The organism is Tautonia rosea, from assembly GCF_012958305.1.
GTDB classification, from domain to species: Bacteria; Planctomycetota; Planctomycetia; order Isosphaerales; family Isosphaeraceae; genus Tautonia; species Tautonia rosea.
This window is the reverse complement of sequence record NZ_JABBYO010000008.1, coordinates 30897-57091: the sequence shown is the minus strand read 5'-3', so window position 1 is coordinate 57091 and position 26195 is coordinate 30897. Positions and strand designations below refer to the sequence as shown.

Here is a 26195-nt window from a genome sequence, read left to right as displayed (position 1 = left end):
TGGACCCATTCCCTGGCCTTCGGCCACCCGCGCTCCCATCACCCGGGCATTGGAAGATCACGGTGAGACTGATCCAACCGTCCGGGAACCACGCTCCCAAGCGAGACGGCTCAACCTAACTCACGACGCCTTCGTTGCAGCGCAGCAGGCCTTGGCGTCGGCACAGCAAGCCTTAGCCTCGGCACAGCAAGCCTTGGCGTCGGCGCAGCAAGCCTTGGCCTCGGCACAGCAAGCCTTGGCGTCGGCGCAGCAAGCCTTGGCTTCAGCGGCCTTCTTTGCGGCGTCGCAGCAGGAGGCGCAGGCGTCGGCACAGCAAGCCTTGCAGGCGTCTTGATCCTTGCAGCATGAGGCGTCGCAGGTCTTGGCTTCGGCAGCCTTAGCCTCGGCACAGCAGGCCTTGGCGTCGGCGCAGCAAGCCTTGGCCTCGGCACAGCAAGCCTTGGCGTCGGCGCAGCAAGCCTTGGCTTCAGCGGCCTTCTTTGCGGCGTCGCAGCAGGAGGCGCAGGCGTCGGCACAGCAAGCCTTGCAGGCGTCTTGATCCTTGCAGCATGAGGCGTCGCAGGTCTTGGCTTCGGCAGCCTTAGCCTCGGCGCAGCAAGCCTTGGCGTCGGCGCAGCAAGCCTTGGCTTCAGTGACAGTGGTGGAGGTAAGCGTGACCTTCACATCGGTGGCGCAGCAAGCCTTCGCTGCCCCTTGATTTAGGGCGCACGCGGCGGCGGGTGTGTCGGCAGAAGCGGGTACGGCCGCAAGGGCCATGGCAACAAGCCAGGCACCCAGGGCGAACAGATTCGATCGGCGCGTCATGGGTCTCAAACTCCTCAGGAAAGATCAGTCGAATTCGGTTCCGAACATGAAATGCACGTGATGGACGCTCTCCGACCGCAGACGGGACGCGGGCCGGTCACCGATCGATCAACACCTCAACCGGTTCGGTTCAAGGGTGAATCGCTCGGCGATCTCGGCGGCGAGTGTCGCGTGAGGGAACGGTGATGCGAGGCGCGCCCGGTCGGATGGCGCGCGATCACTCGCGACCCGTCGGCGTTGGCAAACACACGGGGCAGCGGCAGTTCAGGGATCGTTGTAGAGAGGCACCTGATCCGATCCGTCGACCCTGGAAGAACGCGACCAGGGAAGATCACGGGGCGGATGGAGAACGCCAGACAACAACAACGAACGGAATGCGCCGGCCTCAATGAGCGAGGGGCGAGGCCTTGCTAATTCCGCAACCGAGAGGTCGTCAGAATGAGGGGAACCGAGGATGGAGCCGGTCGGGGGAGACCGCTCGCGAGAAGGAGGGACGCCGACGGCGAGCTTGGAAGCGTGAGCGTCGGCTCGAAGGAGTGGGATGTGCGGGACTGATCGCGCGAAATGCTGGAACGAACCGAGCGATCGACCACCGGTTGCGCGACGTTCGTCACGCAGCAACAGGAGTTGGTTCGCGTCCGACAGTGTCCGTCAGCCGCTGGGGAGACGGGAACCGGCACCGCTGATCGGGTGGGAAGGGCGTTCGGAACCCCTGGAACAGTGTGACAGCAGTGGTGCTTTGACGGCTCAGGCTCCGGCAACGGCTCGCAGTGATGCGTCGAACGGGCGCCGGCTGGCAACGGGCAAACGTCGACGGTCGGCAAACCACCGATCATCAACCCGAGCAGAATGCCCAGGCCGATCCAGCCACGATCCCGTTTCCGATCGCCTCGAATCATGCGAGTTTCCTCGACCAGGGAGATGTGGAACATCGCGAACCCTGGCAATACAGGATCTTATCTGTCAAGGTTGTCGGAGTCAATCGAGAACGAACTTGAATCCCCTCGTCCAACTTCCTGTTGGGAGCAACCAGATCGAGGGGTGGGTGAGCGGTTTCCTGATGGGTCTGCGCTCGGGTGCCTTGGTTGTTTGGGGCGCGCGAACAACTCGTCGGTCGTGACGGCCCGATGGCACCGTTGTCAGTCGGTTCGGTTTGTCGATGGACCGAACTGCCGATTGGATCGGAATTTGCTCGGACATGGTGCCACCTGGTGGTTGCTGTCGTAGCTGCCAGGTTCCGCGGCACTTGAGCCGGGAGTCCAAAACGGCGTAGGCTGAAGGGGTGTCGTTCTCGCAAAGCCGGATTTGTGAGCAGGCTGCGCGGTTCTTTGAGGTCGGGAGGGAGCAGATGAAGGCGATGGTCCTCCGAGAGTTTGGGTCGATTGAGCACTTCCACCTTGAAGAGGTGCCCGACCCATCCCCCGGTCCCGGCGAGGTCGTCATCCGGCTCCGGGCGGCGGCGCTGAACCACCGCGATCTCTGGATTTCGCGGAACATGTACCCGAATGTGACCTTGCCCGCGATTCTCGGTTCCGACGGTGCCGGGCAGGTTGCAGGGTTGGGAGACGGAGTCGAGGGGCTCCGGATTGGGCAAGATGTGATCATCAACCCGAGTCTCGATTGGGGCCGGAATGAACGTGTTCAGGGAGAACGGTTCCGGATTCTCGGCATGCCCGATCACGGGACCTTTGCCGAACTGATCGTCGTGCCCCTGGAGAATGTCTTCCCCAAACCGGCCGGGCTGCATTTCGAGCAGGCGGCCGCACTGCCCCTGGCCGGGTTGACGGCGTATCGGGCCGTGGTGACCAAGGGGCAGGTCCAGCCCGGTGAGGTGGTGCTCGTGACCGGCATCGGCGCCGGGACGGCGATCCATGCCTTGCAAATCGCCCGAGCCCTGGGAGCGAGGGTCTTCGTTACGTCGGGAAGTGACGCGAAGCTCGAACGAGCAAAAGAGCTGGGAGCCGAGGGCGGCGTCAACTATCGAGATCCGAACTGGCCCGACACGCTTCGGGCGCTTGGGGGCAGGCCTGACGTGGTCATCGACAGCGCCGGCGGAGAAACCTTTGCCCATGCCGTCGACCTGCTCCGGCCCGGCGGTCGGCTGGTCAACTTCGGGACCACCACCGGACCGGTCCCCTCGCTCAACGTGTTTCCAATCTTCTGGAAGCAACTCCAGTTGCTGGGCACCACCATGGGCACCCCGGCTGAATTCGCCGCGTTGCTCGAACTCGTCGAGGACCGTGGAATTCAGCCCGTCGTCGACCAGACCTACTTCCTGGACGATTTACGCGATGCCCTTCGACGCATGGAGCACTCTGAACAATTCGGAAAAATTGTTATAAAAATTGATTGATTCGGCGATTGTGGGCCGTTGCTACGCGACCAACCGGACCAAGTTCGTTCTTCCGAACCGAGGAGAGGAGAGGCAGGAAGAACGGGGCCTGGTGTTGATGTGTCTTCCGAATTTCGCCGAGCGAGGTTGTCAGGCGGGATCGCCGGTGACGGCCTTCATCTTGCGAAGCCCTTCGCGGGCAACCTCAAGCGGATCACGGGTCCAGTACGTACGATTGAACAGTTCGAGCGAGAAGGTGCCGTTGAAGCCGATCGCACTGAGGATCTCCCTCAATCGATCAAAGGGGGCAACGCCGTCTCCCGGAAACACGCGATCGGCATCACTGATCGACTCCCGAGGGGGTTCGGCGGGGTAATCGTTCAGATGGAAGACATGAATCGAGGCTCCGTTGAGGTACAAGAGCCCTTCAAGGCTTGATCCACCTTTATATAAGTGATACACGTCGGGCAAGATGCAGGCGTCGGGTCGGCCGCTTTCGACCGCGACAAACGCCACCTCGCCAAGCCGCTGGAAGGTTTGGGAAAAACCCCAGACCTCCAGTTGGGGGACCACGCCGAACTCGGTGCCCAGTTCGAGCAAGGTGGCGTAGCGCTCGGCCAGGGTGAGCAAATCGCCGTAGCGTTGATCGGTCAGGCCGACAGGAGGGGCGGCCAGCCGGGTGCCGCCGATCGCGGCCAGCGTGGCCATGTCGCGTCGGGCTTCCTCCAGGCCGGCGGCCCGTTCGTCGGTGTTATCAACCGCCCACCGGGCAAAGCCGATAGCGCTGGGCACGGCCAGTCCTGCATCGGCAATCTGCTGCCCGAGATCACGGACGGAACCGCCCTCATCCTTGAATCGGTTGATGTCGCGGAGCCAGGGTTCGATCGCGTCGTAACCAGCTTCGGCCGCGATGCGAATCTGATCGACAAGACCGACCTCGGAATTGGCCCCCCGGATCGTGCTGGTGTTCAGGCAGTAGCGAGGGGGGTTCAGGGGGGCCCCTTTTGGGGTCGCCAGCAGGGTGCGAGCCGCGGCCGGAACCATTGCCGTCCCGGCGAGGGCACCGAGCGTTCCCTGAATCCACTGGCGCCTCGAAAGGGTTCGCGACCCCGATGGTGCCGTCGCGTCGTTGCTCGTCATGGGTTCCGGGCCTTTTTCTGTTCCGGAGCAGGGGCCAGCCCCGAAACCATTTCGGGAGGCGATGCCGCGCCGAGGGCTCGCCGTGCCGGCCCCGGCCGGGCTCGAATGATTTGAAACGGATCTTACCCACCCCCCGGCTGGGCCTCCAGTCCCGATCAGGCCGACGCGTCGGCCAACGGGCGATGCAGGACGTACGCCTGCCGACGTTCCTGACCCTCTCCGGTTCTGACGGTTCCGACCGCCCGGTAGCCGTTGCGGAAGGCCGATTCGAATGCCTCCCGAGCGGCCAGTCGCCAGCGGTTCGCCCGTTCGGGAGACGAGGCGCGGAGTGCGGCGAGGTCGCCCGGGATTTCGAGCAAGACGATCGGTACGCTCGGATCGATTGGCTTTGCGGTGGGACCATCAGGATCAATCAGCAAGGGCAACTCTCCAAAGGGGTGCTCCGGGAGTGTCGGGCGAGTCAACTGCTTTGGCTCCCAGACGGCGATGAGCCGATCGGTCGGAATGCCTGCGTTCAGGTCGTCGGTTCGGGGACCGTACATATCGACCAAATAATGCGATGCCGTGGCGTGCAGGGTATCGAGGTTGAACCGAGCGTTGCCGGCCTGGAGCGGATCGAACGCCCAGGCAACACAGGCCAGCCCTTCGGCCTCGGCAATCATGAACTGAGCCTGCTTCATCCGACGCCCGAGACCTCGTCCCTGATACTCGGGAACGACGCCGGTCAATTGCGAGTAAAGCCCGAGCTTCTCGTCGATCTTCCCGAGAAACGCAAACGACAAACCCGCTGCGGTGCCGTCGTCCAGGAAGGCACCCAGGACCAACCCTCCATGCAGGTTCGCGCCCACCAGGGTCGCCACCGGCACGACGTACGACTCATCAACCAGGCCCCACGATCGGCGCTGGGCATCCTGGCAGGCAATATAGTCGGCAGGGCTTTCAGCGCGGCGGATCACGATCGGTTCAATGGTGGGGTCGCTCATCCGTCTCGTACTCCACACGCTCAGATTAAAGAGACTGAATCAAGCTTGCGATCAACGCGGCGCGGAGGGGGAGGGAATCGACCTCGATGTGCTCGTGAACGGCATGGGCACCCGCTCCCAGGGGGCCAAGACCGTCGAGGGTGGGCAGGCCGATTGCCGAGGTAAAGTTGGCGTCGGAGCCTCCCCCCGTGGAGCCTTCGGTGAGGTCAAGGCCAAGCGGTTGTGCCGCCTCTCGGGCACGCTCGAAGAGTGAAGCCGTGGCAGCGGTACGCTCCATCGGAGGGCGGTTGAGCCGACCAGTGAGGGTGAGCGTAGTGCCGTCGAGGGTGGGAGTGAGGGCGTGTAAGGCATGGTCCACCCGGTCGGCCTCGTCCAGGGTAGAAACGCGCACATCGATCTCGGCCGTGGCGGAGGCGGGAACGACGTTCACGGCTCCTCCTCCTTCCGCGCGACCGACGGTCAGGGTGGTGCCGAGGGAAGGGTCGGCAATCGCGTGGATGGCGATGATTTGATGAGCGAGTTCGAGCAGGGCGCTTCTGCCTTTTTCGGGTTCGATGCCGGAATGGGCGGGAATGCCGCTGACGTTCAAGGTGTAGCGTCCGACCCCTTTTCGGGCCGTTTTCAGGCCGCCTCCAGGCAAGGGAGGTTCGGGCACCAGGGCATAAGCGGCGTTCTGAGCCGTCGCTTCAATCAGGGAACGCGAGTTGGGGCTGCCGATTTCCTCGTCGGAGGTGAGGAGGAACTCGACCGGACGAGGCGGGCTCAGATTCAGATCGCGCAGCGCCGTGAGGGCGGTGAGCAGGAGCGTGAGCCCTCCTTTCATATCGAAGGTTCCGGGGCCATGCACGCGACCATCCTCGACCCGAAAGGGCATGGTGGTCAGGGTTCCCACAGGCCAGACCGTGTCGAAGTGTGCCATCAGGAGGGCGGGCCTGGGGGCATCGGGTGCAGTGTGGCCGAAGTCAAAACGCGCGAGGAGATGATCGCCCCCCTCGACGTTGGCGATCCGATCGACGGACGATGCTCCAGCATGGTGCAGAAACCCGGTTAGACGATCGGCGAGGGCGTCGAGTGCGCCCTTGTCCTTGCTGGGAGATTCATGTTCGACAAGCGTCCGCAACAGCATCACGATGTCGTCGAGCCGGGACGAAAGGTGAGGGAGAAGGTCGTGAGGTGGCATGGAGGTCGGGTTCCGAGGAGAGGGTGATTCGATCATGTGTTGTGACTTGTAGGCCGAGTGAGTCGGGGCCTACCGATCGACCTCGTTCGCGTCGAGCGTCACCTCACGCCGGGTGTTGCCGATGATGATTTCTTCGACCGGTTCGTGACCGAGTCCCGGACCTTTGGGAACGGGTACGTCGCCGTCGAAGGCGAGGACGGGGGGATCGACGATGTCCTGAAGGTAGTACTTGTCGGAACCGGACACATCTCCCGGGAAGACAAAGCCGGGAAGGCTCGACAGTGCGACATTGGCGGCGCGGCCGATGCCGAACTCGTGCATGCCGCCGCACCAGACGGGAACACATCGCGTGAAGCAATAATCATGAATGCGGCGAGCTTCCATCAAGCCGCCGACCCGGCTGACCTTGATGTTGATGACCCGGCAGGCCTCAAGTTCAAGCGCCTTGCGGGCATCATCGACCGAGTGAATCGACTCGTCGAGGCAAATCGGCGTCTGCAGGGCAGCCTGGAGTCGGGCGTGGTCGATGATGTCGTCGTGCGCCAGCGGCTGCTCGATGAGGAGGAGATCGAACTCATCAAGACGACGCAGCATGTCAATGTCGTCGAGTGTGTACGCGGAATTGGCATCGACCTGAAGCAAGATGCCAGGGTAGACGCGACGGACCTCTCGGACCACCTCGACATCACGCCCGGGACCAATTTTCAGCTTAATGCGCTTGTAACCAGCCGAGAGATGCCGCTCGATCGTATCAAGCAGGGCGGACAGGTCATCCTCGATTCCCAGGCTCACCCCCGAGGCGATCTTCGGCCGCACGCCACCGATGAACCGGGCAAGCGAGATGTCTTGCGACCGGGCCAGTAGGTCGCAGCAGGCCATCTCCAGGCCGGCCTTGGCGAAGTTGTTCCCCTTCACCAGGCGATACAGGGCGGTGAGATCGTCGATCGTCTCCCAGTCCTTGCCCAGCACGAGCGGCCCGAGAAAATCGCGCAGGATGTGCCAGCACGTTTCGGTCGTTTCGGGGCAGTAGTACGGGTCGGACGGGCTGGCGCATTCGCCCCAGCCAACGAGTCCATCAGCCGACTCGGCGCGCACAAGAATATGTGCAAGATGATCCTTCACATGCGAGCTGGTTCGGAACGGACGAACCAGCGGAAGACGGACAAGCTTCAGGTCGATACGGCGGAGCTGCATGGTTGGGGGTGGTTGGGGGAAACCGGATGGAGGCACTCCGGCAAGGGGAGGGACGGTCGTCAGCGAATCACCGACGTTGCGTCAGGAGATCGGAAGCGTTCAATCGTCGTCAGGGTCGGCCGCCAGGGCGGAGGGATCGTCGAAGGGAGTGGTCAGGGCGTCTCCCTCCTCAGAGGTGCCGGTGAGCAGGGCGACCCGCCGCTCGGCGGTTTGGAGCGTGGTGCGGCACTGCGCGAGCAGGCGGACTCCGCGTTCGTAGCGTTCCAGCGAGGCATCAAGGTCGAGCGTTCCCCGTTCCAGATCGGAGACAATCGCCTCGATCTGTCCCAGGGCGACCTCGAAGGACGGGGGATTCGGTTCAGAAGCCGTTGGGGAGGTCTGAGGGTCGTCGGGCATCAGATCAGCTCCGTTCGGGATCGGTGCGGAAGGGGCCGGAGCCTCCGGGGGCGAGGCGCTTGCGGGGGCGATCAGTCGGCACGGGGGCCGCGGCACCTGGGGCGGGGCGGCGGTCGCGGCGGGCAGGCCGCTTGGTGTCGGCCGAAGAGGCGTTCAGCTCGTCGTGCGCGGGTTCCCCGTCGGTTGGGCTCGCTTCGACCCTGCTGAGGATTGATCCCGAGGCGAGCCGAGTCCGGATCACCGTCCCGGGCCGGGCATCGTCGGGCGCTCGCACGACTCGGCCGTCGTCGAGCCGTTGCGTCAGGCTGTAGCCTCGGGAAAGAACGGCGAGCGGACTGAGGGCATCAAGCTGACCGGCCAGGGCGGCCAGGCGATCGCGGCGACGATCGAGCAGGCGAGCCATCGCCCGATCGGACCGATCAGCCAGCGATTCGAGCCGCGATCGAGCGTCGCTCGATCGGAGCGCCAGCGCGCGGGCCATTCGACCAGAAAGCGTTTCAAGCCGATCCAGCACATCACGAGCGTCGGGCACGGCCAGTTCGGCCGCGCCGCTGGGGGTCGGGCCGCGCAAGTCGGCCACGAGGTCGGCGATCGTCAGGTCGGTCTCGTGCCCGACTCCGGAAACGATCGGAACGCGGGAAGCAACGATTGCCCGCGCCACCACTTCTTCATTGAATGCCCAGAGGTCTTCCAGGCTGCCGCCGCCTCGGCCGACGAGGATCAGATCGACCTGGCGGAGGCGATTGGCCATGGCGATGGCGGCGGCCACTTCCTCGGCCGCCCCCTGGCCTTGAACCTTGGCCGGGGCGATCAGGATCTCGGCCGACGGCCAGCGCCGACCGGTGATCGTCAGGATGTCTCGGACCGCCGCGCCGGTCGGGCTGGAGACGACCACGATTCGCCGGGGAAACTTCGGAAGGGGGCGTTTGCGGGCCGGGTCGAACAGACCTTCGATCCGGAGGCGGTCGCAGAGCTGCCGGAAGGCCAGTTCGAGCGGCCCAATCCCTTCCGGCTCGATGGTCCGAACATTGATCTGATACGAGCCGTGCGGCGGGTACAGATCGACGCTGCCCCATGCTCGCACTGCCAGGCCGTTTTCCAGATCAAAAGGAACCCGGGCGGCCTGAGTCCGCCAGAGGACGGCCCGGATGCGGGCCCCTTCGTCCTTGATGTCGAAGTAGACGTGGCCCGACTTCGGGCGGGAAAGGTTGGAGATCTCGCCGCATACGGCCACCTCGGCAAATGCCGATTCGAGCAGCTCGCGGATCAAGCTGGTCAGTTCGGTGACACTGAGCACCGGTGGAGCGCTGGGCAGACCAACTCCCCCGGCGGTCGCCTTTGGATCACGGTCATGAGGATCAGGCAGGGAATCGAACAGCGACGGACCGGGCATGGCAACAACGATCTCTCGACGAGCAGGGCGTCTGCACCAGGCCAGGGCCGGCCCGATCGCTCAACGAACCACGGTACGCCCAGTGTAGCGATTCGCCGCGATCCGTCCCAGATCGGATGATTGGCCGGTCCTCCGGGTGCCATTGCCCTTGAGTCGGTTTGCCGCACGGTCGAGGGATCGGAAACCGGGGATTGCCTCTCCCCGGTGCGTCCCGGATTCACGATCAGGTGAAGCAGCGTTCGACAGATGCAGATGTCACAGCACAACGTGTGCGGGGAATCATGCAACCCAAGCTGGCTTGAGTACCGGGGGGCGTAGGCCACCCCCCGGAACCGCTCCCGGTTTACCCGATGCTCAGGCGGCGTACTCGGAGTGTGCCGAGAGAGCCTCGCCCGTCTCCAGCTCCGACTTCGTCGCGGCAATCGAGTAGATGTACAGACCAAACGCAGCCTTGGCCAGCACGTCGGCAATCGAGTAGCCCACCTGCAAGGCGACTTCCGCGCTTGCTCCCGAGAGGCCGATCATCGGGGCGAGGTAGGCGATCGGGTAGAACGACCAGGTGATCACAATCAAGTATCGAGCAAAGCTGATTCGTCCCCGGACCTCACTCGGTTGGCGTTCGAGCGAGGTCGACAGCTCGGTCAGCAGGACAAACAGGATATACAAGAATGGGAGCATGCTCAGGCCCCAGAAGAGCCATCGTGTCCCATTGTCGCTGGAAATCTCACCAGGGTAGCCGAGGATGATCATCAAGACAGCCGCCCCGCCCAACCGCCACGAGAGCGAGCGAGCCACGGGGGCCGCCAGGGCCATGACGGCAATCAGCTCGATGACAAGCAACGGCACGGTCAAGATCCAGTCGGCATAGCGGTAGTAGTCGTTGAACGGCGTGGCCGTTTCCTGGAAGACCACGCCCGATTCGGTCTCGGTCAGGGCATAAGCGTCGTGCCAGCTATCGTAGATCCGGACGTAGTGGTAACACGCCAGGGCGACGACCACACCCGAGACCAGGACGGCGAGCCGGTACTTCGGGTGGATCTGAAAGCTGGTGAAGAAGAAGAACAGGGCCGCCGCTCCCATCGCGGCGATCGTAAAGGAAAACATGTTCGAGACCAGCTCGAACTGGGAAAGGGACAGTTCCACGGCGTCGTTCCTCCGGGTGCGGGAAGATGTGACCGTTCACGACAAGGGCGAACGTGCGCAGACCGAGAACCACCCGGTCCGCACAGTCGGAACGTTTCAAGACTCGCCGAGATGTCGTTGGTCGATGCGGAAGGCTTCCGGCGATAATGTGATGGGCGGAACCCACGCCGTGCGAGACGTTCGTCCGGAGTGGTCGCCGGTATGTTGCACTTCCTACAGGGTGGCATAGTCGAGGGGAATCCGTCGTCAAGAGAAAATCGCCGGGAAAACCCGGCTGAATTGTGATGAGCGTGCGGTTGCAGACAGAAGGGGACATGTTTCTCAAGGGGACATGTTTCTGCGTTCGCTTCGACTCAAGGCTCGACGACGACGGAGTCATGTCTACAACATCGCCGGGGATGCAGCCACTTCCATTGAACGACCGGATTCTTTATGGGGTTCCCCGACCCGAGTTGAGGGTCACATGTCATATCTATCTGCGTCGATGAGCCTGATGGCATCGGTTCCAGGGATTCTGGCCTGTACCGCTGCGCTGGGGCTGGTCGCACTTGCCCCTGAGGTTGCCGAGTGGCCGGCGGTGCAGTGGGCACCCTGGGGGGTGGGGCTCCTCGTGTTCGGGATTCCCCACGGAGCGCTCGATCATCGGATTCCTACCGAGAGCGATCGGTCGCCGGGCGGCCTGGGGTTTCTTGCGGGGTATTTGGGGGCAATCGCGGTTGTCTTGATGCTTTGGTGGATCGCGCCCATGGCGGCTCTGATTGGGTTTCTGGTCGTGGCAGCATTCCACTTTGGCCAGGGCGATCTCTACTGGAGCCGAGTCGACCGGTTCGGGCTGCAAGTCGAGGGAGATGATTCGCCTGACCACACCGGCGAATGGCCGGCCTGGCGGTCGGTGCTGCTGCTTCTGGTTCGGGGGGTGGTGCCCATCGCCCTTCCGGTGCTGGTCTTCGACGCCATGTTCGCCGAGGCGGCCAATGCCCTCACCGGCCGTCTCTTTGGCGATTCGGCCCGCTGGGCCATTCCGGAATCGATTCGGAAAGCCGGTCTGGTCGCGGTGGGACTTCTCGTTGCTTTTCATCTGGCAACGCTCGCCGTGGAAGCCTGGCGACGTCCCGATCGCCGAGCCGTTGCGCTGAGCGAGGCGGCGGGTTCGGCGTTGCTGGTCGTCCTGTTTTCGGTCGTGCCGCCGGTTCTGGCGATGGGAGTTTATTTCAATGCCTGGCATTCGGTTCGGCATGTCGTGCGTTTGCTGCCGGTGGCCGAGCCCACCCGATCGGCGGCCCGTGCCGGCCAATGGCTCACCGCACTGGCCCGGTTCCATCGTTCCACCCTGCCGACCACGTTGATCGCCCTGGCCATGATGGGGGGCCTTTGGTGGTTCGTGCGAGCCAGAACCGGAGACGTGGCCGATTTCGGCCTGGCAGCGTTGGCGATGGTCAGCGCATTGACACTGCCTCACGTCATCGTCGTGCTGGGGATGGACCGCATGCAGGCGGTCTGGGATCGGCCGAGGGCAGGGGAGGTGCGGTCGTGATCAGTCCACCCAGGATGCCCCAAACCGCGATCAGTGATTCCCGCGACTCGATCCTCGTGCCCCGGCACCGAACGCCGCGGCCGTCGACGACGACCTACGATCATGTGATCCTCGGAGCCGGATGTGCCGGGCTGAGCCTGGCCTGGCACTTGCGGTCGCTCGGCGATCGCGGGTCGATGGCGCTGGTCGATCGGCGGCCGGGGTACGCGAACGACCGTACCTGGTGCTACTGGGATGTGGAGCCGACCCCCTTTGACGACCTCGCCACCCACGCCTGGACTCGATGGGCCGTCGTGGATGAGCGGGGGAACTGGATCGAATCGCAGTCGACGCGCTACCGATACCGACGCTTGCGGTCGATCGACGTCTACCGCCGCATTCTCGATCGCCTGGCCGGGGACGACGCGATCGACCCGTACCTCGGCGCGTCGATCCGAGCGACGACCCTCGAAGCCGAGACCGTTGCGGTCGATCTGGCTCAGGAGACGATTCGCGGTGTCCGGGCCTATACCAGTGCTCGGCGACCGGCAGCCCTGGCCGAAGCCGCGCGTTCGGGAGAGGCCGCCATGGTCCAGCACTTCCTCGGCCAGACGGTTCGGACCGAGCACTCGGTGTTTGATCCCGCCTGTCCAATCCTTATGGACTTCCGTGTCGATCAGTCGGATGGGCCTCATTTCGTCTATGTCCTTCCACTGTCCGATCGCGAAGCGCTGGTCGAGAACACGTACCTCTTTCCCGATCCGGTTTCGGCGAGTCGACACCGAGAGGAGATTGCCTCCTACCTCGATCGCTGCTTCGACGTCGAGCGGTACGAGGTGATCGAAGAAGAAGCCGGACGCATTCCCATGACAACCCATCGGCCGAACACCGCGCCAGGAGCCCGGATCGTGCCGATTGGCCTGGCTGGAGGAGCGGCGAGGCCATCCAGCGGGTATGCCTTCGTCCGGATCCAGCGGCAGTGTCGGCGGATCGCGGAACAGATCGCGGGCAACAGATCGACCCGCGCACGGCTCGATGCACCAATCGCCGATCGGAAATATGATTTCTTTGACGCCGTGTTCCTTCGGGCGCTCCTTGATCGACCCTCCCGCGCTCCCGATTTGTTCGCTCGGATGTTCGACGGGGTGGACGCCGACCCCTTGGTCCGTTTTTTAAGCGACCGGAGCACGCTGACCGACGACCTCCGCATGGTGGCCGCCTTACCCAAGGTTCCCTTCCTGATCGCCGCGAGCCGATCGACCCGCGCCTGGCTTCCCCGATGCCTGGGGATTGGCAGCACCAACGACGAGATGGATCCGTCTTGAGGCGAGCGAACCGCCTCCAATCGCCTCAAGTGCTGTCGCACCCTTGTCGATGGAAAAGGTTGCGGTCATGATCGAGAGTGCTTCAGGTGGCGGATTCCCCCGTGTTCGAGCAGATTGCCCGATCGGAGGAACCGATTGAGTTTCGGAACAGGGATGGGTGAGAGGCATGGTTGGCCGCATGATGGAACCCTCTGCGGTCATTGCTAATTCGAAGACCTTACCCTCGGTCGGTTCGACGTCGACCGACCCCCTTTCCGTCCGTTCCGCGCTGGTCGTCGCGTTCTATGGTCTGACGTTATTGCTGGTCAATTTCGGTCAGCCCTGGGCGTTGACCTTCCATGAGGTGAACTTTGCCGGACCCGCGCGGGAATTCCTGCAATCGGGCGACTGGCTGGTTCCCCGGATCATGGGGATGCCAATCTGGGACAAGCCCCCCTTGATGCACTGGTCGATCGCCGCCTCGCTGCTCGTCTTCGACACCGAGGCCGAATGGGCTGCTCGGCTTCCGGCAATGGTCTCGGCCGTCCTGACCAGTCTGGTCATCGCCTGGCTGGCGGCTCGCTGGTATGGCGACCGCGTCGGCCTCTTGGCGGGTCTGATTCAGTCCAGCTCAGTCTATGTGTTCATGCAGGGGCGGCTGGCGGAAGCAGACATGATGCTCTGCGCCATCGTGACGATGGCAATGGCGGCCTTCGCGGCCGGCGTGCTCGATCGCAACGGCGACCGGCCTCCGATCGGCTGGCGTCTGGCCTATTTCGGGGCGGCGGGCCTGGCGTTTTTGGTCAAGGGGCCGGTCGGCCTGGTCCTGGTCGCCGTGGGCAGCGGCCTGTTTGCGATCGCGGAACGCAAGTGGCTTGCCTGGCGATTGCTCCTCGACCCCATCGGCTGGATGGTCATGCTGGCCCTGGTCGTTGCCTGGCCGGCGGCGGCGATGCTTCGCGAACCGGGCCTGCTCGATGTCTGGTGGCGGCACAATGTGGAACGCTTCAGCGGCGATCTGGGCGGCGGTGGCAAGGACCCGATGTTCTATGGCTACACCTCGGCCTGGCTCGCCTTGCCCTGGACCCCTTTGGCGATCTTCGGAGCCTTGACCCACGCGAAGTCCGTTCGAGCGCAGAAGACGAGCGATCCTCGAGGGCGGTTCCTGCTCTGCTGGACCTTCGGCATGATGCTCGTGCTTTCCCTCTCGGCCTGGAAGCACAAGCACTACATCATTCCGGCCTTGCCTCCGCTGTCGATCTGGGCGGCGCTTGGCCTGATTCGCATCATGACCGGAGCGATCCCCGATCGTCTCCGACATTGGCCGATCGCCCGCATCTCCCGACTGACCATGCCGTTGCTTGGCCTTCTCGGGATCGTGGGTGTGCTTGGCCTTGCCGCGAGCGGTAGGTCGGGATTGCCCCTGGCCGGGGCGAGTATTGCGACGCTGGTCGGCCTGGGGCTGACGATCACCGATCGACTTTGGCACGCGGGTCAGCCCCGAGCGGCCGTTGCCGGCACGTTCGCGGTGGTCTGGGGAGCCTTTGTCCTGGTGCAATCGCTCGCGATGCCCGAGGTCGACGATTATCGCGGGCAATCGGAGCTGGCCACGCGGTTCTCGGCCGAGTTGCCTCCCGACGCCGATCTCTCGGTCGTCGGGATTCCTGATCCCCAGATCACCTATTATCTGCCCATTCCGGTTCGGCGACACGATGATGTGGCGTCGTTTGCGGATCGGCTCGTCATCGAGTTCGATTCGGACGAGGAACGGGTTTACGTCGTGGGTCCGCAGTGGATTCTCGACGATCTGGAGCATCTGGGACGGGTGCGCCTGCTCGATCGCGCCACGTCGATCCATCCGAGAAAAGGGGAGCCCGATCGGATGCTTGCCCTCGAACTGCGGCCCGACCGCACCCGGCTCGCCTCGAAAACCAGGCCCCACTGAGTCGATCCGCCGGCAAGGGTCGGCTCGTGCGTTCCCTCCGTCACGGGCATGTTCAGGCTCCAGGGAGCCTGCGCACGGATGTCGTCTGCTCGATTGTTCGGGAGGGGATGCCCGGGGCGGTCGATCGCAGCCGAGGGGCAGCAGGGCCGGGGATGCTCGGACGATCATCGGTCGGCCAGAGGAGATGCGAGATGGCCTCGGCCGGTTCGTTCGCAATCATGGCGTCGAGTCGCGCAAGGTAGTGGTCTACCGCGTCTTGCTGACTCCCCGGAGCGATCCACCAGGGGGGATCAATCGTCATCGCGAATCGCCCCGCGGGCCGGTGCGAGCAAAAGATCGGTACGACGGGCACCTCCGTCACCACGGCCAGATCGGCCCAGGCCGACTGAATCTGGACCCGACGCCCGAGCAATCGACCCGGTCGAGCACAGCGGGAGTCCCAGGCGACATCACCGTTGATCAAGACCGCCAGGCCCTCGACCAGGGCCGATCGCGCTCGAAGCACACGCAACACCCCGTCTCCCGACGGCATGGCTCGTCTCAGAAACAAGGCCGATTGCGGGTGGCGGGGCAGGCCGTTCGGGTCGTCGAGCGTTCCAGCCAGGTCGAACCAGCGTGACAGCTCATCGGAGACATGGTGGGGACGTTGCAGCATCATCCGCAAGGGGACCCGACGACGGACGAGCCAGTGCATTGCCGCCAGGTAGGCGCCGAAGTGCGACCCGAGCAGGATCAGGCCCGATCCCGATCCGATCGCCGTATCAAGGTGCTCGGCTCCAGTCACGTCGAACCGGCTCAGGGCGGCCTCGTCCGACAGCCCGGAGAGAAGGCAATCACGCGCCGAGAACCGCGCGAGATTACCGGCAAGCGCCCGTCGGGCCGCGTCGAGATCCCAGTCGGCCTGAAGCCCTTCGCGAGCGTCGGCCAGTCGAGCGGCGATCCGCCGGGCTCGGTACGGCGAGCGAGCCACGAGACGGCCGAGGGATTCCAGGACGGCATCCGACTGCTCGGGGCCAAGCCGCCGCAGTGCCGGGATCAAGGCCCGGTAATACCAGGGCTTCCAGCTCGTCAGGTGACCGGGAATCAGCCGCACGAGCACCTCGGAACGTTCCGGAGTCCAGGGAAGACGCCCCCGCCGTCAGGCCGCCTCGGACGAGGCCTCGCCTGAGGCGATCGCCATCAGCCGGGGATAGTCGATCTTGTCCGTCGAGGTTGACGGCAGAGCGGGCAGAAACCGGATGGCATCAGGAATCATGTAGGCAGGCAAGTGCGCGGTGCAATGCCGCTTGACCGCGATGATTGAGCCTTTCTGCCCCGGTTTCATGGCAACGAACGCCGTGATCGTCAGACCGGCGTCGCCCGGTACGGCAACCACCGCGGCTCGGGAGATGCCGTCGAGGCGATCGAGCGCCGCCTCGATTTCTCCCAGCTCAATCCGGTAGCCTCGCTTCTTCACCATCCGGTCGCGACGCCCGTGATAGGCAAAGCAACCGCCGCCCTGGTCTGCGACAAGGTCTCCGGTCCGATACCAGAGGGTGCCGTCGGGGCCTTCCATGAAGGCTGATTCCGTCAGATCATCGCGCCCGAAGTAACCACGCATCACGCCCGGCCCGGAAATGAGAAGCTCCCCCTCGTCTCCTTCGGGAACGTCGTCGCCTTGCTCATCCACCACTCGCGCCTCAAGCGGGGGGCAGACCGGGCCGATTGGGAAGGCCTCGGTCCGGTCGTCGTTGATCGAGGCGGGAATCCGGTACGCCGTGCAAACGTTCGTCTCCGTCGGCCCGTAAAGGTTCCAGAGCGTGGCCGATGGCCAGAGCTTCCGAAGCCGCTTGAGCTGCGTGATCGGGAACACCTCTCCCGCAAACAGCACGAGCGACGGCGCGTGAAATTCCGGGCGATCGAGGCGGCCGAACTCGGCCAGCAGGCCGAGAATCGACGGCGCAGAATACCAGACGTCAATCCGACCTTCGGCCAGGAAATCGCCCAGCCGAGCCGGGTCTTTCCCCATCGCCTCGCTCACAAGAACAAGCGTTCCCCCTGCCCGGCACGAGGCGTAGAGATCAAAGACCGACAAATCGAAATGAAACGGCGCATGCGAGGCAAAGCGTCGACCCGGCTCGGGGCCGAACGTCGAGACGCACCAGTCGAGAAACGACAACGCATTCTGATGCGTCAGGGTCACCCCTTTGGGCGTGCCGGTCGATCCCGAGGTATACAGAATGTATGCCACATCGCCATCGAACCGAGGGGACGGATCGGGCGTGGGAGCCTCGTCGGCCATCACCTCGTCCCAGGTCGCGCAATCGTCGTCGCCGGTCTCTCCCACAACGATCAACTTGGGCAGCGGGCCAGGGCCGGGCCAGGCGTTGCGCAGGGAGGCGACCAGAGACGCATGGATCACGATCGTCTTGACGAAGGCGTCGGCCAGAATCCCGGCTCCCCGGGCGACCGGAGCGGTGGCATCGACCGGTACATAGGCAGCCCCCGCACGAAGGATGCCGTGAATGGCCGCGACAGCTTCCCGAGACTTCGGCAGCATCACCCCCACACGGTCCCCTCGGCCCACACCATAACGCGCCAGGCGGGCATCGAGCCGATCGGCGGCGTGGTCGAGCTGGGCATAGGTCATCGTCTGACCGTCTTCGGTCTCGACCGCGACCCGATCAGGCCATCGGCTGGCGGCGCGATCGAGCAACTGGGCCAGGTGGATCGTCTCCCGAGGAGCCAGCGCCGGCCGGTGCGCGGAATGTCCCGTATCGATCCGGCGATCGGGATGGAAGCGAATCGAAGAACCGGTCGGAGCCGAGGTCGAACGTTCGCTGGTGGTCCGTGGTGGAGCGATTCGGTGAGGTTGCATGGTCGTCAGTCCTTTGACGGTCATCACAGGAAGGGTCACGAGCCGCAGATGTGATCGAAAGGCGGTCAAGCCGGTGCGAGCGAGACGCAGGCCACCCCGGCCGCTTCGGTCGATTGGTAACGATTACGGATGCGAGTCATCGAACTCATCGAGCGGGTGAGCCGTCAACAGACGCCCACCGCCTTCGGCATTGAGCAAGAGCATCGAAAGCTCGGGATCCGCCACGAGGGCTCGGGCCAGTTCGAGAAAGATCAACCGATGGCCTTCGGCGTTCGGGTGGTCGTCCCAGGGGGCGAGCGCGAGCGACGAGGGATCCTCGTCGTCGAACGCTCCGGTCAGGTCAATTAAACGAATGCCGTGGCGACGAGCCATTTCCTGATGCCGATAAACTCCTTCGTCCCGGTTGCCGGGAAGATCCGACAGGCCGGCCCGAGGAATGATCAGATACACCAAGGGCAGGCGCCGGGATCGACATTCGGCGGCCAGCATGCCGACCGCGCCGTCGCCGACCGTCCAGAGGTGCGGCGCCAGTTTCGCCTTCAGGCGGCCTCGGCGCTTGAGCTGGCCCTCGGAGGTCAGCGCAAGATCGTCGTCGGTCAGGGCAGCGACCTCAAGCACCGCCCGCACAAAGTCGTACGTCGGGTCGGCTCGATAGCGCAGGAGGTCGCAAAGGTGGATCTCCGAGAGCCTCGGGTCGAGCATCGTTCCCGAGTAGAGCACAAGATCAGGATCAAAAGTGCTCGCGAAGGTGCGGAACCGTTCCAGGCGTTGCGCTGGTCCGTGAGCGGCCATGGCGAAGTTGAGCACCTCGAACTTGCGATCGAGCCCGATCTTCACCGCCCGGGCATTGAGCCATTCTTCGAGCCAGTTCTCGTACGTTTCTGAAACGTCGACACCCCAGCCCATGTCGATCGACGAGCCGAGCAAGACGATCCGGAACGTTCCTGGAGGCTTGGCGACCTGATAGCCTTCCAGATCGCGCAGGCCGTGCTCGTTTGTGGTGAACTCATGATCGAACACCGGCTTGCGAATGTTCGGATAAAGCTGGAACTGAATGAACGAATCGGGAATGTAGTGCGTGGCCCCCATATCGTGGAAGCTCACCCAGCGGCCGGGCTTCCCCAGCAATCGCAAGGCAACTTCATCCGAGGCCCGGTCCTCGGGATCACCGCGGTTGATGAGTCCCTCATAGTACCCGCCGGCGTTGGCGTCGCGGTCAGCGTTGTTGCCCTCGGTCGATCGCAGCGACTGCATGGCCGATCGTGCTCGACCCGCCGGCCAGTCAATCAGGCCGACAGCGAGCAGCGCGGCCGAAAGCAGGAGGGCCGACAGCAAGGGGGCTCGTACGGTGAGGTTTCGGGTCATCAGTGTGCGGCTCCCCCGGCCGATCCGGGCCGGCTCGGTTGGGTCCAGGGGGCACCCGGCCGATTGGCCAGCGCGTCCTCCAGGCGTTGGGCGAGGATCGCATGCCCTTGGGCGTTCGGGTGGTAGTCGTTCGGGCCAATCGCCAGAGTTGCGGGGGAGAGGCCGTCGAAGGCGTCGGAGAGATCGAGCACCGGATCGAACCCCGAGGCCTTCGCAAGGTCAACCAGGGTCTGTCGCTCGGTCGCGCTGACCGACCGTCCCACGCGAGGCAGCAAGATCCAGACAACCGGAACCCCTCGGCGACTGCAATCGGAGCCGAGCGCCCGATACACATCGCTCAGGATTCGAAGTTGCTGCGCCTCCAGCCCCTTCTTGATGCTCGACGAACTGGCACCCGGCTTCAGGCCGGCGGCATTGATGGCATCTTGATAAATAGGAATCTCCCAGCCATACCCCGCAGAAAGCAGGCGCCGAAGCCGCCCTTCGTCCCAGTCCAGGTCGGCGGCGGTCGCCTGCACGATGACCAGATCGGGATCGAGCGACCAGCCAAGCCGCTCCAGATGCTCTCGCCGTTGGGCCGGCGCATAACCCGGAACACAGAGGTTGAGGATCTCAATCCGAGGCCCGCCGACCGTCGAGGATTGCGTATCGAGTGCCTTTTCCAGCCTCGGTTCGAAGCCTTCGCCGTCATGCACGCCCCAGCCGACGCCGATCGAATCACCGATCAGAACCGCTCGATAGGTTCCTTCCGGCTTTTGTGCTTCGTATTCCCGGTCTCGCAGACCCAGGGCATTGGTCGTCCATCGCGCCTGTTGAAAAATCGTCGTGAACGACGGCTCAAGGACACACTCTCGAAAATCGTCGACCGGCCGCGCCAGGTCCGTCACCTTGAACGGAGGCGGCTTGGGCGGAGAAGAAACAAGAGTCTCGCCGTCGAGCCGTCGTCCCGTATCAAGCAGGTGTTCATAGTAACCGGCCTCCATGCGGTCGAGGTCGGCGGTATTCTTGCCGGCAAGCAAGAGCGATTCGGCTGCCTCGGGACGAAACTCCTCGGGTGCCAGCCCCCAGCAGAGCAGGGCGGCGGCTAGCGCGAACTGGCAGAGCAAGGGACGATTCACCGTCATGATCGCATCGCGAGGGGCAGAGGATCGAGGCTCCGGGGCGCGAGCGGGGGGGGGAAGGTTCTCATTCACGACCCCATCCCCCGGCGAAGCATCGCCAGCCAGGCATCGAGGCTCGGGCTGGTCCAGAGCGACCAGAGCAAGGCAATCGTCACGAATGTCGCCGACACCTTGGCCGACCAGACCAGTCCTCCCCGCACTCGGGCCGAGGTCGAAGGGATTGTCTTCGCCTTGCGGCGGACCCGCGATCGCCGGGCGTCAAGCTGCACGTTGATCAGCACAAACACGCCCAGAATGCTCCAGAACAGGGCATCCGGCACGCTGAAGTGCCACGAACCGCTCAGCCAGAATGACTGGTACGCATGCAAGAACCACGTGGCGACAAACACCACGGTCGTTGCCGCGGCCAGGGCCTGCCACTGCGGTCGGCGCTTCAAGCGGAACGCCACCGGATTGAAGAAGACGCGGACCATGAAGTCTTTCCAGTAGATGTTGATCCGGCGCCAGTAGTCGGTGAAACTCGTCGCCAGCAGATAATGATGATGCGTCTCAGGCAGCTTGAAGCCGAACAGATGCAGCATGCCGCACGCGATGTGAAACTGCCCTGAGACATGAAGGTAGAGCAGATAATTGCACGTGAGGAATCGTGCCAGACTGCCGGGTCCGGCCACCTGCTCAGGGCTGATCAACAATTCATGATAGACGAACCGATAGAGCATCAGGTGGACGAATCCCCTGAGCATCATCTTCAGTCCATCGCGCTGCACGGCGTGAACTTCGCCCGAGAAATAGCCGCGCTGCATGGTCCGGTAGTCAACAACCGGGAAATGCAGAAAGCAGTAATTTGGCAGCAGGAAGAAATAGCTCAGCACATCGCTGGTTGGTTCGGCCTGCTGGGCATGCTTCAGCTCATACAGGAAAATGATGAGCCGGAACATGAACATCGTTCCCAGAATGGGCAGCACCGGCGACGGCAGGCTCGACTCGATTACCCCCGCCTGAATCAGGCCCAGCCCAACCCCGACCCCAAGCACCCCCAATACCTTGGCCTGCCAGGGCAGGGGGGCCAGACAAAGGCCGATCAGACCCAGTGCGATCGGCAAGACCACGACTGCGGTCGACGCGCCGAAGACCCAGACAAGCCCCACGATCGAAGCGCCCACGAAAAACGGCTTCTTCCAGCGAAATGGCAGGGCGTAATGAATCGGGAGGGCCGCGGTTGCGATCGCCAGCAAGAGGTGGAAGCCCCGACCTTCAAGGTTGTACACATTTGCAAGCCCAACCAGCAAACCAAGCTGAAGCATCACCGGCAAAAAGTGCCGGAGGCTCCGTCGGCAGGTTTCCGGCTCGCCAGGAAACAGTCCTGGCGATCGGGGTTGGGGTTGCGGTTGCGTTTCGGTGCGCTCGCGAACGAACCGACGGTGAGGCGCACGGGGTGGCGCGACGATCCTGGTCATGGCGAGCCGCATGGGGCCATCCCCCTTCCATGGCGGACGTGTGATTCGGCCTCGGGTGCGTCGGGACCGGCCGGGATGGGCGATCATCACAGACGCTCGACGCAATCGATCGCTTCCGGAAAAAACAAACGGGGAGCGGTGCGTCGGACCAAAACATTCCCCGTTGGCTGACCGAGGAAAGACGTGTACACGCGTCGTGATGCAAGGGGGCCGGGCCATCCCTGTGCCCGTTGATGCCCCCTTGCCATCGCATCCGTGCGTCCTTCCGACGCCTCGAAAAACCCCCAGCACACCGAAGCGAGTGTCGACGTGAAGGGTCCGGACGTCGTCAACCTGAGAGGCGATTGCGGCACGATGACTCGCGAATCGCACATCAAGTTGATTGGGGCTGGGATATACCCGAAGGTCCGCAACCCTGTCAACACGGGCCGATTGCCTGGCATTCCCGGTTTTTTTTCTCGAATCGACGCAATGTGAGTCAGGCCAAGCGGGTCGGGTACTTTACTGACACTCGATTTCCCGACCGCTTCAATCCCCATCGTCCTTGCCGAGAGGGTTCCCCTTGTCGGCCGCGATGCCTTGGGCTATGGTGCACCAAACATCATTCGAGAGACCAGCCCGCGCCGCGCCGTGTCGCCGGGCGGCAGGTTGAGCAGCGTCTGCGACGGCCAGGGAGGGCGAGTCACGATGCCGCTTCGTTTTTCGCATTGGATCCGTTCGAGAGGGCCCGAGGCGGTTCTGGCTCTTGCATCCCTGGCAACCTTTCTCGGGTTGCTCGGCGCGGTCGATCTCTGGGGGAAACGCGAGCAACGAGCCGCGGCCGAGGCGCTTGACACCGTCGAGCACGGCCACTGGCTCATCGCCGATATTCAGAGTCGCCCCCGGCTCGAAAAGCCTCCCCTTCCCCGGTGGGTCAGCGCCAGTTTGATGCTCGTGAGTGGCCGAAGCGATGAGCTGATGGTCCGGCTGCCCTCGGCCCTCTCGGCAGTCGGCGTAACCTTGCTCGTCTACGGGCTGGGCCGTCGGCTCGGCGGTCGATCGGTCGGCCTTGCCGCGGGACTGGCGTACTGTACCACCTTTTATGTGATCACCGAGCACCGTCAGGCGGGCAACGACGGCCCGCTCGCCTTCTTCACCACGCTCGCGCTCTACGCCGCCTGGCGACGCTTGCACGGTGATCGCGAGGGAGCCGAGCTGGCCGCGCCGGCCGACGAGCGGGGGTCCTCCCGATGGACGCTGGTCATGTACGCGGCGATCGGGCTCGGGTTTCTCACCAAAGGCCCGGTGATTCTTGTCCTGGTCGGGCTGACGGTCCTGCCTTATCTCATGCTCTCGCGACGCTTCGGTCCGGGAGTGCGCTCGCTGGCCGACTGGCGAGGCATCCTCCTGATGCTGGGGCTTTGCCTTTGCTGGCCGGTCCCGGTGCTGGTGGCTCGGTTTGATGCCCTGAGCGTCTGGTGGCTGGAGATCGGCCAGAAGGTCGGATCGGCCGGCGTCACGCATCATGGCCGCCGAACTCCGCTGGCCGCCGAGTGGTTCTGGATGGCGATGCCCTGGACCCCCTTGGCCCTGATGGCCCTGGTCCTCCCGTTCACGAAGAAAGGGCGATCGACCCGGCCGACCATCTGGTTCGCCTGGCTCTGGGCCTTCGCCAATCTCTTGATGTTCAGCACCTGGTCGGTGGCCAAACCCAACTATTACGTCCCCTGTCTGCCCGCCGTGGCCCTTCTGGCGGGATCCGAATGGGTCCGCCTCGCCCGAGCGGCCCGGACCGGAGCCTTCGGCCCGAGGCTCATGTTGCAGACGACCTGGGTGGCTCTGTTCGTCATTGCCTGTGCCGCTCCGGTGGTGCTCTCGCAGCGCATGCCCGATCTCGTCACTCCTGCGGTGGGCCTGGCCGTGGTCGTCAGTATCGGAGTGATCGGCTCGGCCTGGGCCTGGCGTCGAGGAGCCGAAGGCATGGCGCTGGCCCCGATCGCCGGGGCGGTGTCGTGCAGTGTGCTGATCATCTATGGTGCCATTGCTCGGCCGGTCGTCTCGAACCAGAGTCATCGGCCGCTAGCCGCAACCATCGAGCGGATCGTTCCGCTAGACCAGACCACCGTCATGTTCTTTCACGAGCTGGATGAAGGGCTCTGGTTCTATCTCCGCGATCGAAACCTGGCCCCGGTTCCCGGCAGTCAGCCCGAAACCAACGACGCGCACGATCTGTTCATGGAAGCCCAGCGCGGCCTTTTGATCGAAGACCCTCAGCTTCGCATCCAGCGCGATCTGAATACCCTGCTCGGCTGGATTGCCGACCCCGACCGCTCGACCAGTTACATGCTGATCCGCGACCGCGTCTACGATCGCTTCTCTCCCTCCTTGCAAGGCAAGGTTACCGAGCTCTACCGCGAACCCGACCTCCAACGCAACGAGCTGATCCTGCTCCGGGTCGATCCGGCCGAGGGGCTCGCGTCGGCCTCGGCCGATCTTCGACACGATGAGCAAGTCGAACCCGCCTCCCGACGGTAAGCGAAGTCGCGGTCTTCCGCGGACGAGCGGATCCCCTTCGACTCACCGGCCAGGCCCTTGATCTCCCTCCGATCCCGATCACTCGGGCTGAGCGAGGTCAGGGGCCTGGTTCCGTTTCGCCCTCACCATGGGTCGGGGCTTCCTGCGGGTTGAAGAATTTCCGTTGCGAGCCAGCCCTGAGAAGCTCAACGGATCGGCGAAAGCCTGTGGATTGCGGTGCCGAAAGGGTTCCGGTCTGCGCGGTCGTTTCGGTTGATTGGGCGTCACGGTTTACCCAGGCGGAAGCGGCTCTCGGACCGGGACGACCGGCAAGTCCGTTCGCCCTAAACCCTTGTCAGAAAAGGGGGAAGGCGTTCAAGGGACCGCCCGGGGATGACGATACAACGGGTGGCTCGCCAAGGGATCGCCGCGGCGAGGACTCGGGAGCATCGAGACCCCAGGGGGTGACCTGATGACGGTCGGGCCGGTCGGCCCCAGACGCCGGGAACGTCTGCCGAAGTGAGGTCCCAGTCCATCTCGAACCGAATTGCATCGCGATGACGCCGACCGACCGATCGGCCATGTTGATCGCGTGCAGACCGAATCTTTGAGGAGATTGCTCTCCCATGTCGAAGCTTTTGACCTTGAGCGTCTGCCTGGCCCTCGCTCTCGCCTCCACGAGTGGCGTTGCCCTGGCTGGCGGCCACGGCGGCCTGATGCCTTCTCCGCAGGTTGTGGCTGCTCCGCAGCACGTTGCCCCGAGCGGCCAGGGTGTTCTTCCCACGGCCCAGGGATATGGTGATGTCTGCGCTCCGGCCCCCAAGCACTGTGGGCTGAAGCTCCCCCACATCAGCCTGCCGAAAATCTGCCTGCCGAAGATCGAACTGCCCAAGATCCCGCCCAAGTGCTACGAGTACGAGTGGGTTCTGAAGAAGAAGCGCGTTGGTGGCGGCCTGCTCGGCATGCTCCACCACAACAAGGGCTGCGCCCCTGAGGTCGTTGACTACGGCCACGCCGTTTACCCGACCGGCCAGGGTCTCGTCACCCCGACCGCTCAGTACACCGGCGCTGTCTATGGCACCGGCCAGGCCTACGGCTCCGGCCAGGCTGCTCCTGCCGCTCCTGGCATGATGGAGCCGGCTCCTGCTGAGGAAACCGACATCGCCCCCGAGGCCCCGGTTGTCCCCAGCGCCTACGGCCGTCTCGGCTCCTCGCTGTTCGGCACCACCCGCTGATCGAGTGGTACCACGATTCGGGCGATCGCATCGTAAAGCCCTGCCAGCAGTGCTTCCGACGCTGTGATCGAGCATGAACCCACCTTCCTGATTCCGCACCTACGGGGCGGCCTTCCTGACCGGGAGGCCGCCCCGCCCGCATTTTCCCCGGACCTGCTGCCGCGATTGACAAGACCCGGGGTTTGTCGGATAACTCGCTCCGCTCGGAATGAATGGCGCTCGGCCGGCTCTCGCCGTCCTCGATGAGCACCTTCAACCCCGAGGCATCGCTGTGGTCGCATCCGATCGGATGGCCTGGCTCTGAATCATTCGATTCGGTTCGAGCCTTGCACACCGCGGA

At 64.1% G+C, this 26195-nt stretch carries 19 protein-coding genes; 6 read left to right on the top strand and 13 right to left on the bottom strand.

Annotated features, from left to right (window positions below; all coding sequences use genetic code 11):
* Window positions 1-120: 120 nt before the first annotated feature.
* On the bottom strand, window positions 121-804 hold the full coding sequence (locus tag HG800_RS15285) for a hypothetical protein (RefSeq protein ID WP_169977510.1): 684 nt from the start codon (window positions 802-804) through the stop codon (window positions 121-123).
* Between the two features lie 1348 nt (window positions 805-2152).
* Between HG800_RS15285 and HG800_RS15280 the strand changes: the two genes are divergently transcribed.
* The gene (locus tag HG800_RS15280; protein WP_169977509.1) at window positions 2153-3157 is read left to right on the top strand and encodes a zinc-binding dehydrogenase; all 1005 of its coding nucleotides are present in this window, start codon (window positions 2153-2155) and stop codon (window positions 3155-3157) included.
* Window positions 3158-3286: 129 nt separating this feature from the next.
* Here the strand turns inward: HG800_RS15280 and HG800_RS15275 are convergent, their stop codons facing one another.
* The 7 genes from HG800_RS15275 to HG800_RS15245 all read right to left on the bottom strand — a co-directional run bounded on the left by HG800_RS15275 (window position 3287) and on the right by HG800_RS15245 (window position 10565).
* Window positions 3287-4276, bottom strand: a complete 990-nt coding sequence (locus HG800_RS15275) for a sugar phosphate isomerase/epimerase family protein (RefSeq protein ID WP_169977508.1) — start codon at window positions 4274-4276, stop codon at window positions 3287-3289.
* A 155-nt stretch (window positions 4277-4431) separates the two neighbouring features.
* The gene (locus HG800_RS15270) at window positions 4432-5259 is read right to left on the bottom strand and encodes a hypothetical protein (RefSeq protein ID WP_169977507.1); all 828 of its coding nucleotides are present in this window, start codon (window positions 5257-5259) and stop codon (window positions 4432-4434) included.
* A gap of 25 nt (window positions 5260-5284) precedes the next feature.
* Window positions 5285-6439, bottom strand: coding sequence for a M20 family metallopeptidase (locus HG800_RS15265; RefSeq protein ID WP_169977506.1), 1155 nt, complete (start codon window positions 6437-6439; stop codon window positions 5285-5287).
* 69 nt (window positions 6440-6508) lie between these two features.
* Window positions 6509-7633 (bottom strand): o-succinylbenzoate synthase, encoded by a 1125-nt coding sequence (gene menC, locus HG800_RS15260; protein WP_169977505.1) that lies wholly within the window; start codon window positions 7631-7633, stop codon window positions 6509-6511.
* A 99-nt stretch (window positions 7634-7732) separates the two neighbouring features.
* Window positions 7733-8029, bottom strand: a complete 297-nt coding sequence (gene xseB / locus HG800_RS15255; RefSeq protein ID WP_169977504.1) for an exodeoxyribonuclease VII small subunit — start codon at window positions 8027-8029, stop codon at window positions 7733-7735.
* A gap of 4 nt (window positions 8030-8033) precedes the next feature.
* Window positions 8034-9422, bottom strand: a complete 1389-nt coding sequence (gene xseA, locus HG800_RS15250) for an exodeoxyribonuclease VII large subunit (protein ID WP_169977503.1) — start codon at window positions 9420-9422, stop codon at window positions 8034-8036.
* 354 nt (window positions 9423-9776) lie between these two features.
* Window positions 9777-10565 carry a bacteriorhodopsin-like gene (locus HG800_RS15245; protein ID WP_315852046.1) on the bottom strand — a complete coding sequence of 263 codons (789 nt, stop codon included), beginning with the start codon at window positions 10563-10565 and terminating at the stop codon, window positions 9777-9779.
* A gap of 463 nt (window positions 10566-11028) precedes the next feature.
* Here HG800_RS15245 and HG800_RS15240 point away from each other — a divergent pair, with 463 nt between their 5' ends.
* The 3 genes from HG800_RS15240 (at window position 11029) to HG800_RS15230 (ending at window position 15327) form a co-directional block, all read left to right on the top strand.
* On the top strand, window positions 11029-12099 hold the full coding sequence (locus tag HG800_RS15240; protein ID WP_169977502.1) for a Brp/Blh family beta-carotene 15,15'-dioxygenase: 1071 nt from the start codon (window positions 11029-11031) through the stop codon (window positions 12097-12099).
* Window positions 12096-13403: a lycopene cyclase family protein gene (locus HG800_RS15235; RefSeq protein ID WP_169977501.1), complete on the top strand. Its 1308-nt coding sequence runs from the start codon at window positions 12096-12098 to the stop codon at window positions 13401-13403. Before HG800_RS15240 ends, HG800_RS15235 begins: the two co-directional genes overlap by 4 nt.
* 166 nt (window positions 13404-13569) lie before the next feature.
* Window positions 13570-15327, top strand: a complete 1758-nt coding sequence (locus tag HG800_RS15230; protein WP_169977500.1) for an ArnT family glycosyltransferase — start codon at window positions 13570-13572, stop codon at window positions 15325-15327.
* A gap of 52 nt (window positions 15328-15379) precedes the next feature.
* Here the strand turns inward: HG800_RS15230 and HG800_RS15225 are convergent, their stop codons facing one another.
* The 5 genes from HG800_RS15225 to HG800_RS15205 all read right to left on the bottom strand — a co-directional run bounded on the left by HG800_RS15225 (window position 15380) and on the right by HG800_RS15205 (window position 22139).
* On the bottom strand, window positions 15380-16426 hold the full coding sequence (locus HG800_RS15225) for a hypothetical protein (RefSeq protein WP_169977499.1): 1047 nt from the start codon (window positions 16424-16426) through the stop codon (window positions 15380-15382).
* A gap of 39 nt (window positions 16427-16465) precedes the next feature.
* A complete protein-coding gene (locus HG800_RS15220) occupies window positions 16466-18184 on the bottom strand; it encodes an amino acid adenylation domain-containing protein (protein ID WP_169977498.1) in 1719 nt (572 codons plus the stop codon).
* 123 nt (window positions 18185-18307) lie between these two features.
* Window positions 18308-19549, bottom strand: coding sequence for an SGNH/GDSL hydrolase family protein (locus tag HG800_RS15215; RefSeq protein ID WP_169977497.1), 1242 nt, complete (start codon window positions 19547-19549; stop codon window positions 18308-18310).
* Window positions 19549-20742: an SGNH/GDSL hydrolase family protein gene (locus HG800_RS15210; protein WP_169977496.1), complete on the bottom strand. Its 1194-nt coding sequence runs from the start codon at window positions 20740-20742 to the stop codon at window positions 19549-19551. The genes HG800_RS15215 and HG800_RS15210 overlap by 1 nt, the downstream gene beginning before the upstream one ends.
* Window positions 20739-22139, bottom strand: coding sequence for a hypothetical protein (locus HG800_RS15205; RefSeq protein ID WP_169977495.1), 1401 nt, complete (start codon window positions 22137-22139; stop codon window positions 20739-20741). The genes HG800_RS15210 and HG800_RS15205 overlap by 4 nt, the downstream gene beginning before the upstream one ends.
* A gap of 675 nt (window positions 22140-22814) precedes the next feature.
* On the opposite strand from HG800_RS15205, the gene HG800_RS15200 reads away from it, so the two are divergent.
* Both HG800_RS15200 and HG800_RS15195 read left to right on the top strand, forming a co-directional pair.
* Window positions 22815-24641 (top strand): ArnT family glycosyltransferase, encoded by a 1827-nt coding sequence (locus HG800_RS15200; RefSeq protein ID WP_169977494.1) that lies wholly within the window; start codon window positions 22815-22817, stop codon window positions 24639-24641.
* 605 nt (window positions 24642-25246) lie between these two features.
* A complete protein-coding gene (locus HG800_RS15195) occupies window positions 25247-25855 on the top strand; it encodes a hypothetical protein (RefSeq protein WP_169977493.1) in 609 nt (202 codons plus the stop codon).
* The last annotated feature ends 340 nt before the right edge of the window (window positions 25856-26195 follow it).

Excerpts from the sequence above, each read along its gene's own strand:
- HG800_RS15215 (WP_169977497.1), bottom strand. The coding sequence starts at position 19,549 with ATGACCCGAAACCTCACCGTACGAGCCCCCTTGCTGTCGGCCCTCCTG.
- xseB (WP_169977504.1), bottom strand. The coding sequence starts at position 8,029 with ATGCCCGACGACCCTCAGACCTCCCCAACGGCTTCTGAACCGAATCCC.
- HG800_RS15195 (WP_169977493.1), top strand. The coding sequence starts at position 25,247 with ATGTCGAAGCTTTTGACCTTGAGCGTCTGCCTGGCCCTCGCTCTCGCC.
- HG800_RS15240 (WP_169977502.1), top strand. The coding sequence starts at position 11,029 with ATGTCATATCTATCTGCGTCGATGAGCCTGATGGCATCGGTTCCAGGG.
- HG800_RS15270 (WP_169977507.1), bottom strand. The coding sequence starts at position 5,259 with ATGAGCGACCCCACCATTGAACCGATCGTGATCCGCCGCGCTGAAAGC.
- menC (WP_169977505.1), bottom strand. The coding sequence starts at position 7,633 with ATGCAGCTCCGCCGTATCGACCTGAAGCTTGTCCGTCTTCCGCTGGTT.
- HG800_RS15220 (WP_169977498.1), bottom strand. The coding sequence starts at position 18,184 with ATGCAACCTCACCGAATCGCTCCACCACGGACCACCAGCGAACGTTCG.
- HG800_RS15285 (WP_169977510.1), bottom strand. The coding sequence starts at position 804 with ATGACGCGCCGATCGAATCTGTTCGCCCTGGGTGCCTGGCTTGTTGCC.
- HG800_RS15230 (WP_169977500.1), top strand. The coding sequence starts at position 13,570 with ATGGTTGGCCGCATGATGGAACCCTCTGCGGTCATTGCTAATTCGAAG.
- HG800_RS15275 (WP_169977508.1), bottom strand. The coding sequence starts at position 4,276 with ATGACGAGCAACGACGCGACGGCACCATCGGGGTCGCGAACCCTTTCG.
- xseA (WP_169977503.1), bottom strand. The coding sequence starts at position 9,422 with ATGCCCGGTCCGTCGCTGTTCGATTCCCTGCCTGATCCTCATGACCGT.
- HG800_RS15280 (WP_169977509.1), top strand. The coding sequence starts at position 2,153 with ATGAAGGCGATGGTCCTCCGAGAGTTTGGGTCGATTGAGCACTTCCAC.
- HG800_RS15200 (WP_169977494.1), top strand. The coding sequence starts at position 22,815 with ATGCCGCTTCGTTTTTCGCATTGGATCCGTTCGAGAGGGCCCGAGGCG.
- HG800_RS15205 (WP_169977495.1), bottom strand. The coding sequence starts at position 22,139 with ATGCGGCTCGCCATGACCAGGATCGTCGCGCCACCCCGTGCGCCTCAC.
- HG800_RS15265 (WP_169977506.1), bottom strand. The coding sequence starts at position 6,439 with ATGCCACCTCACGACCTTCTCCCTCACCTTTCGTCCCGGCTCGACGAC.